Raw genomic sequence first — 14,950 nt, 5'->3', positions numbered from 1 at the left:
TCTAAAGAGAGAGGAGCAGGGCACTTTAATCCCTTCTCCTCTTATTTTTCATGTTTACGGGAATTATTCCACTACTTTGATTCCCATTCCTTCTTGTTTTTCATACTCAATCAAGCGTTATTTCGCGTCACGTATAGCTTAGGAACTCTGCTCGAAAATACAGGTACATCTTTGCGAATACGACTAACTTCGTCCAGTTTCAAACTAATACTTATTGTCTCTTCACTCGTTGACGAAGCTTTGTGAACAATATCCCCCCAAGGATTAATAACCATTGAACTTCCTGCGAATTCAACCTCATCATATGTACCCACTCGATTACAACTTACAACAAACAACTGATTTTCAATCGCTCTTGCTTGTTGGAGAACTTCCCAATGATTAGCTCTTGCCATAGGCCACTCCGCAACGACAAATACCACTTCCGCCCCTTGTAGCGCTAGTGAACGGACGAGCTCAGGAAAACGTAAGTCATAACAAATAATAATCCCCATCTTACGTCCGTCTAGCTCAAATACTTGTACTGAACTTCTCCCTCCTTTTAAGTAAAGATGTTCATCTAACATCGGAACAAGATGGATCTTATCATATGTATAAATAATTTCGCCGTTTCGATTGAGTATATACGACCTATTGTAAATACCGCCATCCTCCTCCACCGCAATAGAGCCAGCAACAATATTTACATTTAACTTCCTAGCTAGTTCCTCTAGGAATAACTCTGTTACATCCTTATCTGGTTTAATTGTCACTTCCAATGTAGGTAGCGTATAAGCTGTCGTCCACATTTCAGGTAGGACAAGGATATCAGGCTGTTGTTCCTTACAAATCTGCTCTGCCCACATTTTTATCTTTTCCCGGTTTTTAGCAGGATTGCCAGGGACAATATCCATTTGATATGAAGCTATTTTCATATTACTTCTCCTCCCATTACGTTGTATGTATCTTTCCATTATATCATTGGTTAAAAGAGAAACCGAAATAAGAATGGTTATTCCTTATCGAGGTTTTCATTCTAAAGGCTGTTTTCGTAACGATTGATGCTGTGAAGAAACGTTTTTCTCGTAGTGAAATACAGTGGAAGTCACTCGACTCCTGCGGGATGAAGAGGGAGGCCACTGAAAAAGGTACGGTTTTGACCTTTTTCAGTGACCTTTAAGCAATGAGCGGAACCGTTGCTTCCTCGAATCCGCTAAAAAGGACTTTTTCAGTGCCCTCATGAAGAGGTAGGGGCAGTACACACCCGCAAGGAGGCTCGACACCTCCTTGCGGGTGCGAGTGGCTGGAGCGCAATGTAACGAACATGAGGAGAACACGTATCCCCAAAAACAACAATGTATGCGAAAACATCCTTCTAAAAAAACAACAAAACCTTACCAATGGTTTTGTTGTTTATCTATTTAATTTCTCATAATAATATATATTAAATATATTATATAAAATATCGTTAAAGCCATCCCCTCGTATTTTTTCACTTTATAGTGTGTACGAGAGAAGATAAACAAGATAATCGTTAGCACAAGTAGCACAAAAATATCAAAAAATAATTTATCATTCACCGGTAAAGGAGAGATTATAGATGCAACCCCAAGGACAAATAACACATTAAAGATGGAGCTTCCAACAATATTCCCTAAGGCTATCTCACTTTGTTGTTTCATTGCAGCAGTGATTGATGTAATTAGCTCAGGTAAAGAAGATCCTATAGCAACTATTGTTAGTCCTACTAACGTCTCACTCATCCCAAAGCGTAAAGCAATATCCGTACTACTTTCTACAACCAAATATCCGCCTAATACAATAGCCGCCAACCCTCCAATAGTAATAAGAATGCTCTTACCCCATCCTCCAGTTTGGTCAATGTTTTTGCCTTCACCAATTTCATCTTCACGGCTATTCCTAGCAGCTTCAATTACATAATACAAAAATATAGCAAAAAATAACAAGAAGATAATTCCATCACTTCGAGTAATAAAATTTTCATTTGTAAATTGGAGAGTCCTATCACTCATAACTACGAGTAATGCAACCGTAGCTAGAAAGGCAAATGGAATTTCTTTTTTTATTGTTGGCCTTTCGACAGCTAAAGGGAAAATAGCTGCCGTCACCCCAACAACTAAAGACATATTTAATAAATTACTACCAACAATGTTACCGATTGTGACATCCGCATTCCCTTCTAAAGCAGCAATGATACTAACTGTTGCTTCAGGGGCCCCTGTACCAAAAGCTACAATTGTTAACCCTACAATAAGAGGTGGAACACGAAACAATGCAGCAATATTAGACGAACCATCAATAAAGTAATCCGCCCCTTTAATTAATAACCCAAAACCTATTAAGAGTAAAAGATATACCATCTTATTATCACCCGTCCATTTTGTAATCTTTTTTACTTTACACAAATTGAAGGGATTTTAACCTTTTTCCGCCAACAAAAAAAAAACGACTCACATGGAGTGCACTGAAACTCTCAGCTTTTCAGTGTACTCGTCACATAGAGTCATTTTTACCTAATCCTATTATGCTGCATCTGAAACTTTTCTCTGGCGTTTTGCCAAGAAGAACTGAGGATACTTTTTTGAAAGTAAAATTAATACAACAAGCGTCAGCAACATCTCAGGTATTAAATAAGAGATATTATAATAAAAAGAATATAGGCTAGCATTCATTCCATCTGGAGCATATTCTCCAAACCATACTACACCTGATGTAAAGTGACTAAAAAAGCGTAGTGTCGTAGCAAATAAAAGCCCTGTAACAATATGCGTCGTGCTAGGAACCAAGTCTTTTTTCAACATAAAAATGCTCGCGAATCCCACTACAAGATACGCTAATGGATAATCTAGAATTAACTGTACCGGGTGTACAACATATCCCCCAAGCAGCAGATTTAATAATCCGACTAATAACCCTGTTACTACACCCATTTTCCAACCTCGTCGAAAGGCAATAATAAAAATAGGAACCATAATCAGCGAAATCGAACCACCCATTGCCCAAAGAGCCCCAAACTTTACATTACTTAAGACAATCGCTAAACCTGTCATCACTGCCACTTCAATCATTGTTAATAAACGATCTCGAAACATGAAAAAACCTCCTTTTGTTTTTATCCACAAGAGGAGGAAAAGTGTCAAAATAAAATGAGCACAAATAAGCACAAATTATTAACAGCCACTTCCCTACGCTAGTTTAAACTAGATCAGGTTCTAAGAGTTGAGGGTTACCCTCTCTCAGTCACTTGACACCCCTAGTGGATATTGCTTGAAACTGTCCATTATATTATATCATATTCTACTAAAAGGTTGGATTTCTTCTTATATTTCCCAACTTTTCAAACGCAGCTGCAACTTCAATTAACTTATTTTCTGTAAATGCTTTTCCTGTGAACGTAATCCCAACCGGTTCTCCTTCTTCTGTATAACCTGCCGGAACTGTAATAGATGGATAACCTGCCTTAGCTGGAATCACTGCTCCAAGATTATTTGGAAAAACAATGATGTCAAGATCATCCTTGAGCAGCGCCGCGTCAATACCAATTTCAGTGGAATGATATTGATCAAATAAAAGCGCATCTAAATAGTCAACCTCAGTTAATGTTCCGCTAGTCCTATCTGATTTTGTAAGCAAAGACTGGCCGTATTTCAGCCTCCTCTCTGCATCTTCTTGGTTAAAACGAATGACGTCAGTAAGATTATGTACTGGTAGTTGCGAGCTAACTTCTTGTAAATAAGCATTTAAGTTAGCCTTAAATTCATGCACCAACACGTCTATCGTCCAATTCTCTTGTGCTGATGGGATAACGATTTCATCAACCACTTCTGCTCCCCCACTTTTCAACGTTCCTATAGCTTGATTAAGGATCGCTTTTTTTTCGTCACTCAATTGATTAAAAAAGGGATCTCTCGCCACACCAATCCTTTTTCCTATAAGTGTAGGCGAACGAAGAGCATTTAATAAAGAGTCGGCAGAAAGTGAGCTCCTTTTTGTTACAACATCCTTCTCATCTTCTCCCATCATCGCTACTAAAACATAAACAGCATCCTTTGACGAGCCATTGGACCTGCTGTATCTTGAGTATGAGAAATAGGAATTATCCCATGTCTACTAATAAGGCCCACCGTTGGTTTAATGCCAACAAGACTATTTTGACTCGATGGACTTAAGATGGATCCTGATGTCTCCGTACCAATTGCAACAGTTGCCAGATTTGCTGCAATAGCAGCACCAGAACCTGAGCTTGAACCACCAATATCAAACTTTCCGGGCCCATACGGGTTTAACACTTGCCCTCCTCGTGAGCTATAACCACTTGGCATATTTTCAGTTGACATAAAATATGCCCATTCCGACATGTTCGTTTTCCCTAAAATAATAGCTCCTGCTTCACGGAGCTTTTTCACTAAGAATGCATCTTCATTTGCATAGTGCTCCGCTAGTGCCAATGAACCAGCACTCGTATGAAGCTTGTCTTTTGAATCTATATTATCTTTTAACAACACAGGAATTCCATGAAGTGGTCCTCTCGTCTTTCCATTTGCACGTTCTAGATCTAATACGTCTGCTATATGAAGAGCATCTGGATTCACTTCAATAACTGAATTTAAAGTAGGACCGGAACAATCAATGCGAGAAATTCGATTTAAATAAAATGAAAACTAGTTCTTTTGCCGAAACCTCTTTACTCTCCATTTTTTTTTGTATTTCTTCAATGGTTGCATCTAATAACCAACTCTTTTCAATCTCTTTTAGTTTTGGGTTGATCATCTCAAGACCTACTTTCATTGACATGATATTATTCCATTATACTGAGTGTTTTGTGAGTAAACTAGTAAGAAGCATGAGGAGTACAAAGAAAAACAGGCAGTCTCAAAGGTCATTTTGACCATTTGAGACTGCCTATTATCTTCCTGTTTATACGGTCTTCTTCTTCCAAACTCCTAAAACTAATGCTGTCACAATAGCACCAACAACAATAGCGAATAAATACATAAACCAACCACCAGACACAAGCCCGATAACAAAAATCCCACCATGTGGAGCTGGCAAGCCAATTCCAAATAATGCTGTAAGCCCACCTGCTACTGCTGCCCCAGCCACACAAGCCGGAATAACTCGACCCGGATCAGCTGCAGCAAAAGGAATGGCACCTTCCGTAATAAAGGACGCACCTAAAATATAATTTGTCTTACCTGCTTCTTGCTCTTGCTTCGTAAACTTACGTTTAAAGAATGTTGTTGCTAATGCAATTCCAAGTGGTGGAACCATACCACCAGCCATTACAGCCGCATGAGGACCAAAGTTGCCCGCATCAATCATCGCGATACCAAAAGTAAAGGCAGCTTTGTTAATTGGACCACCCATATCGATTGCCATCATACCGCCAAGAATGATTCCTAGGAGTACCATATTTGTAGTACCCATACCACCTAACCAGCCTTCAAGTCCGCGGTTAATCGCACTTAGTGGTGTAACAAGAAGTAACATGATCATACCCGTTAAGAAAATATTGAATACAGGATAGAACAAAATCGTCGTAATCCCGCTCAGTTGTTGTGGTAAACCAGCTAATAGCTTCTTTACAAGAAGGGCAATGTAACCACCTAAGAAACCTGCAATTAATCCACCTAAGAAACCTGCATCTCCATTTACAGCAATTAAACCACCAACCATACCAGCAGCAAAACCTGGACGATCAGCAATACTCATCGCAATAAAGGCAGCAAGAACCGGAATCATTAGTGCAAAGGCTGTGCCTCCACCAATGTCCATTAACATTTGGGCAAACTCATTATTTAAGTCAATATCAATTAAGAAGGAAAGCGCGATTAAAATACCTCCACCGACAACAAATGGGAGCATATTCGAAACACCATTCATAAGGTGTTTATAAAATCCACCGCCAGATTTTCCTTTTTCTTGATTTCCATCATTTCCACCAGAACCGCCAGACCCTGTATAAACTGGAACATTCCCAGATTTAGCTTGATCAACAAGTTCTTTTGTACGACGGATTCCATCTGTTACTGGCACTTCAATAACCTTTTTACCAGCGAAGCGATCCATTTCCACTTTTGTACTCGCTGCAACGATAATTGCTTGAGCATTTTCAATTTCCTCTGGCGTTAGTTGATCTTTCACTCCACCAGAACCATTTGTTTCAACTTTAATAGTTAATCCTTGTTTTTTCGCTTCATCTTTTAGAGCATCCGCCGCCATAAAAGTATGAGCAATTCCTGTTGGACAACCTGTAACAGCTAACAGATCATACCCATCTTTTGCTGGCGTTTTTTCTTCTTCTTCTTTCTCCAATTGCTCTTGTTCTTTTTTATCAATAGCAGCGACAACGTCAGCCTCTGTGTTTGCTTCTAATAAAGCCGTACGGAAAGCCTCATCCATTAAAAACGTAGACAACCGTGATAATGTTGCTAAATGCTCTTCATTTGCTCCAGCTGAAGCAGCAATCATAAAGAATAAGTGAGTAGGCTGGCCATCAAGCGCTTCATAATCTAATCCGCTATCTGAGCGACCAAAAGCAATCGACGGAGTTTTAACAGCTTCACTTTTTGCATGAGGGATTGCGATTCCATCGCCAAGACCCGTTGTACTTTGCTCCTCCCTTGCAAGTATTGCTTTTTTATACTCAGATGCACTATTTAATCTGCCAGCGTCATCTAGCTTTTTGACTAATTCATCTATCGCTGATGCTTTGTCGCTAGCTTTCATATTGAGAACGATTGTATCTCTTTTTAATAAATCTGAAATTCTCATCCTATTCATCCCTTTCTATTCTAATTCTTTGATATTAATTTCCATCATTAATGCCTCTACTTTTTCCCTTTCTGCAAATCCTTTAGAAAAAGCGGTCGCACTCCCTGTTGCAACTGCAAATTTAAATGAATCTTCTAGTGACATATTTTCTGTTTTAGCCGCTAAGAAACCAGCAACAACGGAATCCCCCGCTCCAACAGAGTTCTTCACTTCCCCTTTAGGAGTATTAGCGAAAAGGATTTGATCCTTTGTTCCTAACACTGCTCCATCGCCTGCAAACGAAACCAAAACATATTCGATTCCTTTTCCAAGAAGTTCTCGGACATAAGGAATGGCTTCTTGTGGTTCATGTAGTGTTACCGAAAACAACTCTCCTAGCTCATGGTGATTCGGTTTAATAAACGTTGGCTGAGCTTCAAGTACTTTTGTCATGGCTTCACCGCTTGAATCAATAAAAACCTCAGCGTTTCTCTCAATTGCACTTCTACATAACACTTCGTAAATTTCACTAGGAATCATCGCCGGTACACTTCCTGCTAGAACGAGCGCATCGCCTTCATTTAAAACCGACAATTGTGTTTGCAATTGCTCAAGATGTTCACTAGTAATTTCAGGTGATACACCGTTAATTTCTGATTCCTGTTCACTTTTGATCTTTATGTTAATCCTTGTATCACCAGTAACTTGAATAAAGTTTGTCTGTATGTCTTCCTTTTCAACGACATCTTTTATATATGCACCTGTAAATCCACCTATAAATCCAAGTGCTTCACTTTGATGTCCAAGTCTTTTTAATACTCTTGAAACATTAATCCCTTTTCCCCCCGGGGCTTTATAGTCATAATTAGAACGGTTCACTGCACCAAGATTAACTTGTTCAAGTTCAACAAAATAATCAAGAGCAGGATTTAAAGTAACGGTATAAATCATAGGCTAACCACCTTTAACGTTGTCATTTTTCGTAAGTTTCGTAAATATTCTTCATCGACTTTTGTACTAGTAACTACTATCGCCTCTTCAACGTTACTAAATTTACTAAATGAAATTTCACCAAATTTTGAATGATCTGCCAGAATAAAACTTTGACGTGATCGTTTTATTGCACTCTCTTTAATGAACGCTTCTTCAGGGTCAGGCGTTGTATAACCATCTGGAATGGCTACTCCGTTTACCCCAATAAAAGCTTTATCAAATCTAAATGACTCCAAGGTTCGAATTGCACTTCTACCAATAAAGGCCCTTGTCCCTGACTTCACATAACCACCAACAACATGTGTTTCTATGTTTAGATCAATTAACAATGGTATATTTGACAATCCATTAGTAACAACGACAACTTCCTTTCCTTCTAAAAAAGGAATCATTTCAACTGTACTTGTACCAGCATCAAGGAAGATGCAGTCTCCTTCGTCGACTAAAGAAGCAGCCTTTTCGGCAATCTTTTTCTTCTCTTGACTGTTTTTGATCGTTTTCTCTGCAACTGTCGGTTCTTCTAATTTCTTTTGAAGAAGTGTCGCCCCGCCGTGAATACGCTTTAATTTATTTGCTTTTTCAAGGTCGGTTAAATCCCTTCTAATTGTTGATTCTGATGCATTCGTCTCATCAACTAATTCTTGCATTTTTACTGTAACTCTTTCTTTTAATAAAGAAAGGATTATTTCATGTCGTTCAATTGTGAGCAAAACCCATCACCTCACCTTACCTACAAACATAGTATACACCCAAAAGCGATCACATTCAATCACTTTCGATCATTATTACACAAAAAAAGAAAGCGCTAACCATTTTTTAGGTTACCACTTTTGTTATTTTTTATTGAAGTTGAAATGAATTTGTCAGAATGAAAATGGACTTCTTCCAAAGAGACGACTGAAAAAGGTACAGTTTCCACCTTTTTCAGTCGTCTTCTTATCCTTTTTTTAGGTTATCTTCAATTTCTTCAACTAACAAAGATAACTCTGTCCACCGCTCAATTGTTTCTTCCAACTCTTTTTCTAACGATTCTTTTTCCTTCATTTTTTCTGAAATAGCTCCATAATCACTACCTGCTTCAGTAATTGCATTTTCTATATTTTCAAGGTTCTCTTCAATTCCTGTAATTTTGTCTTCAATTTGATTCCATTCTTGCTGATCTTTATAAGATAACTTTTTTCTTGGTTCCTTTTTAGAGTTATCTAGATTACGACTCTTTTCTTTTTCACTAGGCCTTACTTCTTCTAATTTGCTCTGCTTATCTGCTAAGTAATCAGTGTAATGACCTTGAAACCGTGAAACAACACCATTCCCTTCAAATACGAGTAAGTGATCTACAACACGATCGAGAAAATAGCGGTCGTGAGAAACAGTGATGACAACACCTGGAAATTGATCTAAATAATCTTCAAGTACCGAGAGTGTTTCCGTATCTAAATCATTTGTTGGTTCATCCAAAAACAATACATTTGGTTCCTTCATTAAAACTCTTAATAAATAAAGACGTCTTCGCTCCCCACCAGACAAACGGCGGATATACGTATATTGCATGGACCTTGGAAATAGGAAACGTTCTAACATTTGTTCTGCCGTAATACTTGATCCATCAACAGTATAGACGACCTCTGCCACTTCTTTAATATAATCTACGACACGTAAAGATCCATCGATTTCTTCATCCTCTTGTGTGTAATAGCCTATTTTAACCGTTTCACCAGTAGTAATTGTTCCTTTATCTGGGAGAATGCGACCAGCTATCATATTCAATAATGTTGTTTTTCCACTTCCATTCGGACCTACAATCCCTAGCCGCTCTCCTTTAACAATTAAATAATTAAGAGAATCGATCAGCACTCTTTGATCGTATGTTTTTGAGACATCTTCAAGCTCAATAACTTGCTTTCCTAGTCTATGTGAACCAATGGCAAAATCAAATTCACCTCGTCCGGAGAAGCCTTCCTCCTCTTGCAACAGTTCCACTCGTTGAATTCGAGCTTTTTGCTTTGTTGTTCTAGCCTTTGCACCACGCTTTAGCCATGCTAGCTCTCGCCTTAATATATTTGCTCTCTTTTGATCCCTTTGCGCTTCCTGTTGCTCTCTTTCAGCTTTCTTCTCTAGAAATGTTTCGTAATTTCCAACATATTTAAATAAGCGCCCTTGGTCAAGTTCATACATATGATTTGTCACTCGATTTAAAAAATAGCGATCATGTGTAATAAGTATAATTGAACCTTTGTAAGTCGACAGAAATGTTTCTAACCACTCAATCGTTTCATGATCAAGGTGGTTGGTTGGTTCATCTAAAAGTAACAAGTCAGCTGGTTGAATAAGAGCCTTCGCAATCGCAACACGTTTTTTTTGTCCACCTGATAGCTGATCGACCTTTGCTTGATAATCGTTAATGCCAAGCTTAGAAAGGACTGTTTTCGCGATTGTATTTGCCTCCCAAGCATCAAGTTCATCCATTGTTTGCTGCCATTTCATAAATTTCTGCTGATAATGTTGACTTTCTGGATTTTTCTCAAATAACAACAAGCTTTGTTCGTATGCACGCATTGTTGACATAATTTTTGAATCTCCAAAATAAATCTGTTCCATAACCGTAAGATCACCCTGTAACTCGGGCTGTTGCGGCAAATATTCAATTTGAAAATCATTCGCATGAATTTGTTCACCTTTATCCGCCGATTCAACGCCAGCGATGATCTTTAAAAGAGTTGATTTTCCCGTTCCATTTACACCAATTAATCCAATTCGTTCTTTATCTCCAATTGTAAATGAAAGATGATCAAATAGCGTTTTATCACCGTATGTTTTTGTTAACCCCTCAACCTGTAACATGCTCATTATTTCCCGTCCTTTATCCCTATACTTATGAACTCTATTTTAACGCAACTTCCCCCAATTTTGCATCTTCTTGTAACAGACTCAAAAAAAGGTGGTGCCTCAGAAGGCCGAAACAGAGGCAGGGGTGTCTCAAAAGGTCAAAAACAGACCTTTTGAGACACCACCTAATACTTTTTGTCTTGATAAAAATAGTTCGGCTTAACCACTTCATCGTGATAATCTTTATGAAAAATATGCGTTGCAGCTGGAGATACAGGCGGGATAAGCCACGACCATGTTCCAGTTACCTTTCTATGTTTATCCGCTTCTCTATCTTCAAACTGCTTAAATTGTTTTGCAGCTGTGTGATGGTCAACAATACTGACTCCTGCTTGCTTAAACGAGTATAGAACAGCTTCATTAAGTTCAATAAGTGCACGGTCTTTCCATAACGTTGAGTCTCGAGTTGTTTCGAGCCCCATCAGTTCAGCAACTCCCGGCAAAACATTATAACGCTTTTGATCAGCTAAATCTCTTGCCCCGATCTCTGTTCCCATATACCATCCATTAAAAGGAGCTGCTTCATATATAATTCCTCCAACTTCAAGCTTCATATCCGAAATAAAAGGGACAGCGTACCACTGTAATTGAAGATCTGTAAAGTTTTCAATCGTGGGATGTTGGATTGGCACATTAAGGATACATTCGTTTGGAATGGAAAAGATTTTAGGTTGTTTATTTCCAACCTGAATAACTAATGGCAAAATATCATATGGCGTTTGATCCCCTTCCCACCCTAGCGACTCACAATATTTTGTGAAATTTATAGAGTCTGGGTCTCCAGTTATGCCATCCTTCGTCTCATATCCAGCATAACGAATTAATTGGTGATTCCAAATACGAACATGCCCTGGCTTAAATACTGTTATAGTCGGAATCACTTTTCCCTGATTAGTCCCGTATTGAAGGTGAAAAAAAAGTGCATTGGCTATTTCCTCTGCAGTTTCAAGATTCCGCTCATCTAGTACATGCATGGATTCCCAGAACAAACGGCCAATACAACGATTGCTGTTTCTCCATGCCATTCTCGCCCCATGAGCTAGCTCTTCATAAGTGTGGGTATATGTTCCGAATTCATCAATCTCCTTAAAGATAGATGCCATTCTTTCATTGTATTCGCGTTCATCTTTACTTAACTCTTGATAACACGTCTTGATAAATATTTTTGCTTCTTCTTGTAACATACCGACCACCTCATTTAGCGTCCGCTCTTCTTATTGTAGGCGAGAATTTCATTTTTACACAATTTACCTTACTGCAAAGAGAGCTAATTATCCGAGAAACAATTGATTATAACATGAACATTTCAAAAAAAGACATGCCATTGTTACAACGACATGTCTGCTTTATAAGTCTAATAATTTCCGGATATCTTCTTCAATTTTTTCCGGGACAACCGCTGGACCATAACGTTCAACCACAGCACCATTTTTATCCACTAGGAATTTAGTGAAATTCCACTTAATTTCCGAGTTCCATAAACCCTTTTTTTCGGTTTTTAAAAATTTATAGAGCGGATGAGCTGTATTGCCTTTGACATTAATTTTCGCAAATAAAGGGAACGTGACTCCAAAGTTTAACTCGCAAGCTTCTTCCATTTGTTCATCACTAACAGGTTCTTGATTTAAGAACTGATTTGATGGGAATCCTAACACAGCTAACCCTTGATTTTTGTACTTTTGATGTAACTTTTCTAGTCCTCGAAATTGAGGAGCAAGTCCACATTTTGTAGCTGTATTAACAATTAACAAAATCTCTCCCTTATAAGATCCGAGACTTACCTCTTCTCCATTAGACTTCAATACCGAAAAGTCATGAACACTCATCAAACCCCTCCTCACTTACGATCATTATACCGTAAATGAAAATAACAAACGAAGACTCTGCTCTTATTATCGTGTTCTTCTGGCAAAATCAACAAATCGAAATTTATCCGGGCGGTGCCGTGATTCCGTATATTGAAACATCGTTGCATCATCAAGGTAAACATGACTCTTAACCACAACAATCGTATCATACTCTTTCAAATCAAGAAGTTCCTTGTCTTCTTCTGTAGGCCTTTCAACCGTTATCTCTTTTTTAGCAAAACTTATCGTTAGACCGAGCACCTGTTCAATATATGCATATAATGATCTTGCGCATATATCTACTGTCAGACCTGGAACAAGGGATGTAAGGAGATAATCATTATCTAAAATAATTCGTTCTCTATCAATTTCCCGAACACGTTTCACACTCCAGACGTTAGTCGCTTCCTTCATCTGAAATTGCTCTTGCATATCCGGAGTCATCAATTGTTCTTCTAAGCCTACAACATCCGTTTTAGCGCGTTTGCCCATTTTATCAGCAAGTTCTCGAAAACTCACAAGCCCTGAGATCGGAAAGTTAATTTTCGTTACATCTAAAACAACTGAGCCCTTCCCTTGCATCTTCTGAATATACCCATGTTCAGACAACAACTTTAATGCCTTTCGAATTGTTTCTCGTGAGGCTTTGAAACTTTCAGCTAACTCATTTTCCGACGGAAGAAGTTCGTTTGCTTTTAAATCTCCATTTTCGATATGTCCTACTAACTCATCATAGATCATTTGAAATTTACTTTTAGTCATCTATACCACCTGTGTATAGTGTATCATGTTTACTTTGTGTAATAAACGAGTGACTCATAAGGTTTTAGTTGTAGTCTAGGTTTTAGTTGTTGCTTTTCTTCATAATTTGAAAGAAGAAGCTCACAGCTTGAAATCGAGTCAACCCACTCTTCAGGTACTTCAAACGTACCTTCCTTCCCGTAAAAGTTATTAACAACTAAAACTTTTTCATTTTCATATACACGCTCATAAACGAATAGTTGAGGATCTTCCTCTAATAATAATCGGTAGTTACCAACTGTTAAGATATCAAAGTCTTTACGTAATTGAATCAGTTTTTTGTAATGATAGAAGATCGATGATTCATCTGCTACAGCACGTTCGGCGTTAATTTCTTTATAATTTTCCGCTACTGGAATCCACGGCGTTCCCGTCGTGAACCCTGCATTTTCTTCATCATTCCATTGTACAGGTGTTCTAGAATTGTCACGGGACTTGCGTTTAATAATCTCCATGATTTCTTCTTCGTTTAACCCTTTTTCTTTCATAATGCGGTAATAGTTTAATGTTTCAACATCACGGTAATCCTCTATTGACTCAAAACCAGGGTCTGTCATACCAAACTCTTCACCTTGATAAATATATGGCGTACCTTGCATAAGATGGATCGTTGTAGCTAACATTTTCGCTGATTCATTGTGATACGTTGTGTCATTTCCATAACGTGTCACCACTCTTGGCTGATCATGATTGCACCAAAATAGTGCATTCCAGCCTCCACCCTTGTTCATTTCAACTTGCCATTTCGTTAAGATTTGTTTTAAAGCAAGAAAATCAAAATCTGCTATCGCCCATTTTTCACCGTTCGGATAATCTACTTTTAGATGGTGAAAATTAAAGGTCATGCTTAATTCTTTGCGCGCAGGATTTGAGTACTTTATACAATGTTCAATAGATGTCGATGACATTTCTCCAACTGTCATACTATCGTACTTTGATAGCACTTCTTTGTTCATTTCTTGGAGATACTCATGAACTCTTGGACCATCTGTATAAAATTTACGTCCATCCCCTGGGGCTACACTTCCATCATCATTTGGGAATGTTTGATCTTTAGATATTAAATTAATAACATCAAGACGGAAGCCATCGATTCCTTTTTCAAACCAAAAATGCATCATGTCATATACGTGCTTACGTAATGTTTCATTTTCCCAATTAAGATCTGCTTGCGTAACATCAAATAGGTGCAAGTAATATTGGCCTGTCTTCTCATCATACTCCCAAGCATTCCCGCCAAATTTCGATTGCCAATTCGAAGGCTCTGCACCTTCTACGGGGTCCTTCCATATATAAAAATCACGATATGGATTGTCTTTTGACTTCTGTGACTCCTTAAACCAGTTATGTTCGGTAGATGTATGGTTAACAACAAGATCCATGATTAACTTCATTCCACGTTGGTGTGTTTCCTTTAGAAGTCGATCAAAATCGTCCATATTTCCATATTCCTCATGGATAGAATAATAATCAGCTATATCATATCCGTTATCCTTCTGAGGAGAGGCATAGACAGGTGTAAGCCATAATACATCTACCCCTAGATTTCTTAAATAATCTAGCTTTTCAATAATTCCTTGTAAATCACCAACACCATTCCCGGTCGTATCGTTAAAACTTTTCGGATAAATTTGATATACAACTGACTTTCTCCACCATTCGTTCATACT

General features: G+C 38.2%; 12 protein-coding genes, 1 pseudogene and 1 riboswitch. All 13 genes and pseudogenes read right to left on the bottom strand.

Annotated features, from left to right (window positions below; all coding sequences use genetic code 11):
- Window positions 1-110: 110 nt before the first annotated feature.
- The 13 genes and pseudogenes from SAY88_RS08215 to treC all read right to left on the bottom strand — a co-directional run bounded on the left by SAY88_RS08215 (window position 111) and on the right by treC (window position 14,947).
- Window positions 111-914: a carbon-nitrogen family hydrolase gene (locus SAY88_RS08215; RefSeq protein ID WP_332630864.1), complete on the bottom strand. Its 804-nt coding sequence runs from the start codon at window positions 912-914 to the stop codon at window positions 111-113.
- 486 nt (window positions 915-1,400) lie between these two features.
- Window positions 1,401-2,360, bottom strand: coding sequence for a calcium/sodium antiporter (locus tag SAY88_RS08210; RefSeq protein WP_332630862.1), 960 nt, complete (start codon window positions 2,358-2,360; stop codon window positions 1,401-1,403).
- A gap of 162 nt (window positions 2,361-2,522) precedes the next feature.
- Window positions 2,523-3,092 carry an energy-coupled thiamine transporter ThiT gene (thiT, locus tag SAY88_RS08205; protein WP_332630860.1) on the bottom strand — a complete coding sequence of 190 codons (570 nt, stop codon included), beginning with the start codon at window positions 3,090-3,092 and terminating at the stop codon, window positions 2,523-2,525.
- Between the two features lie 73 nt (window positions 3,093-3,165).
- Window positions 3,166-3,265, bottom strand: a riboswitch (TPP riboswitch).
- 35 nt (window positions 3,266-3,300) lie between these two features.
- A pseudogene (locus tag SAY88_RS08200) lies at window positions 3,301-4,592 on the bottom strand (amidase family protein).
- 34 nt (window positions 4,593-4,626) lie between these two features.
- Window positions 4,627-4,794, bottom strand: a complete 168-nt coding sequence (locus tag SAY88_RS08195; RefSeq protein ID WP_332630857.1) for a hypothetical protein — start codon at window positions 4,792-4,794, stop codon at window positions 4,627-4,629.
- Window positions 4,795-4,917: 123 nt separating this feature from the next.
- The gene (locus SAY88_RS08190) at window positions 4,918-6,774 is read right to left on the bottom strand and encodes a PTS fructose transporter subunit IIABC (protein ID WP_332630855.1); all 1,857 of its coding nucleotides are present in this window, start codon (window positions 6,772-6,774) and stop codon (window positions 4,918-4,920) included.
- A 15-nt stretch (window positions 6,775-6,789) separates the two neighbouring features.
- Window positions 6,790-7,704 carry a 1-phosphofructokinase gene (gene pfkB, locus SAY88_RS08185; protein ID WP_332630854.1) on the bottom strand — a complete coding sequence of 305 codons (915 nt, stop codon included), beginning with the start codon at window positions 7,702-7,704 and terminating at the stop codon, window positions 6,790-6,792.
- Window positions 7,701-8,456: a DeoR/GlpR family DNA-binding transcription regulator gene (locus tag SAY88_RS08180; protein WP_332630852.1), complete on the bottom strand. Its 756-nt coding sequence runs from the start codon at window positions 8,454-8,456 to the stop codon at window positions 7,701-7,703. Before SAY88_RS08180 ends, pfkB begins: the two co-directional genes overlap by 4 nt.
- Before the next feature lie 226 nt (window positions 8,457-8,682).
- Entirely contained in the window at window positions 8,683-10,593 is a 1,911-nt protein-coding gene (locus tag SAY88_RS08175; protein ID WP_332630850.1) for an ABC-F family ATP-binding cassette domain-containing protein, read from the bottom strand.
- A 164-nt stretch (window positions 10,594-10,757) separates the two neighbouring features.
- Window positions 10,758-11,816: a nitric oxide synthase oxygenase gene (locus SAY88_RS08170; RefSeq protein ID WP_332630848.1), complete on the bottom strand. Its 1,059-nt coding sequence runs from the start codon at window positions 11,814-11,816 to the stop codon at window positions 10,758-10,760.
- Between the two features lie 162 nt (window positions 11,817-11,978).
- On the bottom strand, window positions 11,979-12,458 hold the full coding sequence (locus SAY88_RS08165; RefSeq protein ID WP_332630845.1) for a glutathione peroxidase: 480 nt from the start codon (window positions 12,456-12,458) through the stop codon (window positions 11,979-11,981).
- Between the two features lie 66 nt (window positions 12,459-12,524).
- Window positions 12,525-13,241, bottom strand: coding sequence for a trehalose operon repressor (gene treR, locus SAY88_RS08160; protein WP_332630843.1), 717 nt, complete (start codon window positions 13,239-13,241; stop codon window positions 12,525-12,527).
- Between the two features lie 29 nt (window positions 13,242-13,270).
- The gene (gene treC, locus SAY88_RS08155) at window positions 13,271-14,947 is read right to left on the bottom strand and encodes an alpha,alpha-phosphotrehalase (protein WP_332630841.1); all 1,677 of its coding nucleotides are present in this window, start codon (window positions 14,945-14,947) and stop codon (window positions 13,271-13,273) included.
- Between the last annotated feature and the right edge of the window lie 3 nt (window positions 14,948-14,950).

Source organism: Halalkalibacter flavus, from assembly GCF_036663575.1.
In the GTDB taxonomy this organism is placed as follows: domain Bacteria; phylum Bacillota; class Bacilli; order Bacillales; family Bacillaceae_D; genus Halalkalibacter; species Halalkalibacter flavus.
Note: the sequence above shows the minus strand (reverse complement) of the source record. Positions and strands in the feature narration are given on the sequence as shown.

What these genes read in the sequence shown, in the direction of transcription:
- SAY88_RS08215 (WP_332630864.1), bottom strand. Translation starts at nt 914, where the DNA reads ATGAAAATAGCTTCATATCAAATGGATATTGTCCCTGGCAATCCTGCT.
- SAY88_RS08210 (WP_332630862.1), bottom strand. Translation starts at nt 2,360, where the DNA reads ATGGTATATCTTTTACTCTTAATAGGTTTTGGGTTATTAATTAAAGGG.
- thiT (WP_332630860.1), bottom strand. Translation starts at nt 3,092, where the DNA reads ATGTTTCGAGATCGTTTATTAACAATGATTGAAGTGGCAGTGATGACA.
- SAY88_RS08195 (WP_332630857.1), bottom strand. Translation starts at nt 4,794, where the DNA reads ATGTCAATGAAAGTAGGTCTTGAGATGATCAACCCAAAACTAAAAGAG.
- SAY88_RS08190 (WP_332630855.1), bottom strand. Translation starts at nt 6,774, where the DNA reads ATGAGAATTTCAGATTTATTAAAAAGAGATACAATCGTTCTCAATATG.
- pfkB (WP_332630854.1), bottom strand. Translation starts at nt 7,704, where the DNA reads ATGATTTATACCGTTACTTTAAATCCTGCTCTTGATTATTTTGTTGAA.
- SAY88_RS08175 (WP_332630850.1), bottom strand. Translation starts at nt 10,593, where the DNA reads ATGAGCATGTTACAGGTTGAGGGGTTAACAAAAACATACGGTGATAAA.
- SAY88_RS08170 (WP_332630848.1), bottom strand. Translation starts at nt 11,816, where the DNA reads ATGTTACAAGAAGAAGCAAAAATATTTATCAAGACGTGTTATCAAGAG.
- SAY88_RS08165 (WP_332630845.1), bottom strand. Translation starts at nt 12,458, where the DNA reads ATGAGTGTTCATGACTTTTCGGTATTGAAGTCTAATGGAGAAGAGGTA.
- treR (WP_332630843.1), bottom strand. Translation starts at nt 13,241, where the DNA reads ATGACTAAAAGTAAATTTCAAATGATCTATGATGAGTTAGTAGGACAT.
- treC (WP_332630841.1), bottom strand. Translation starts at nt 14,947, where the DNA reads ATGAACGAATGGTGGAGAAAGTCAGTTGTATATCAAATTTATCCGAAA.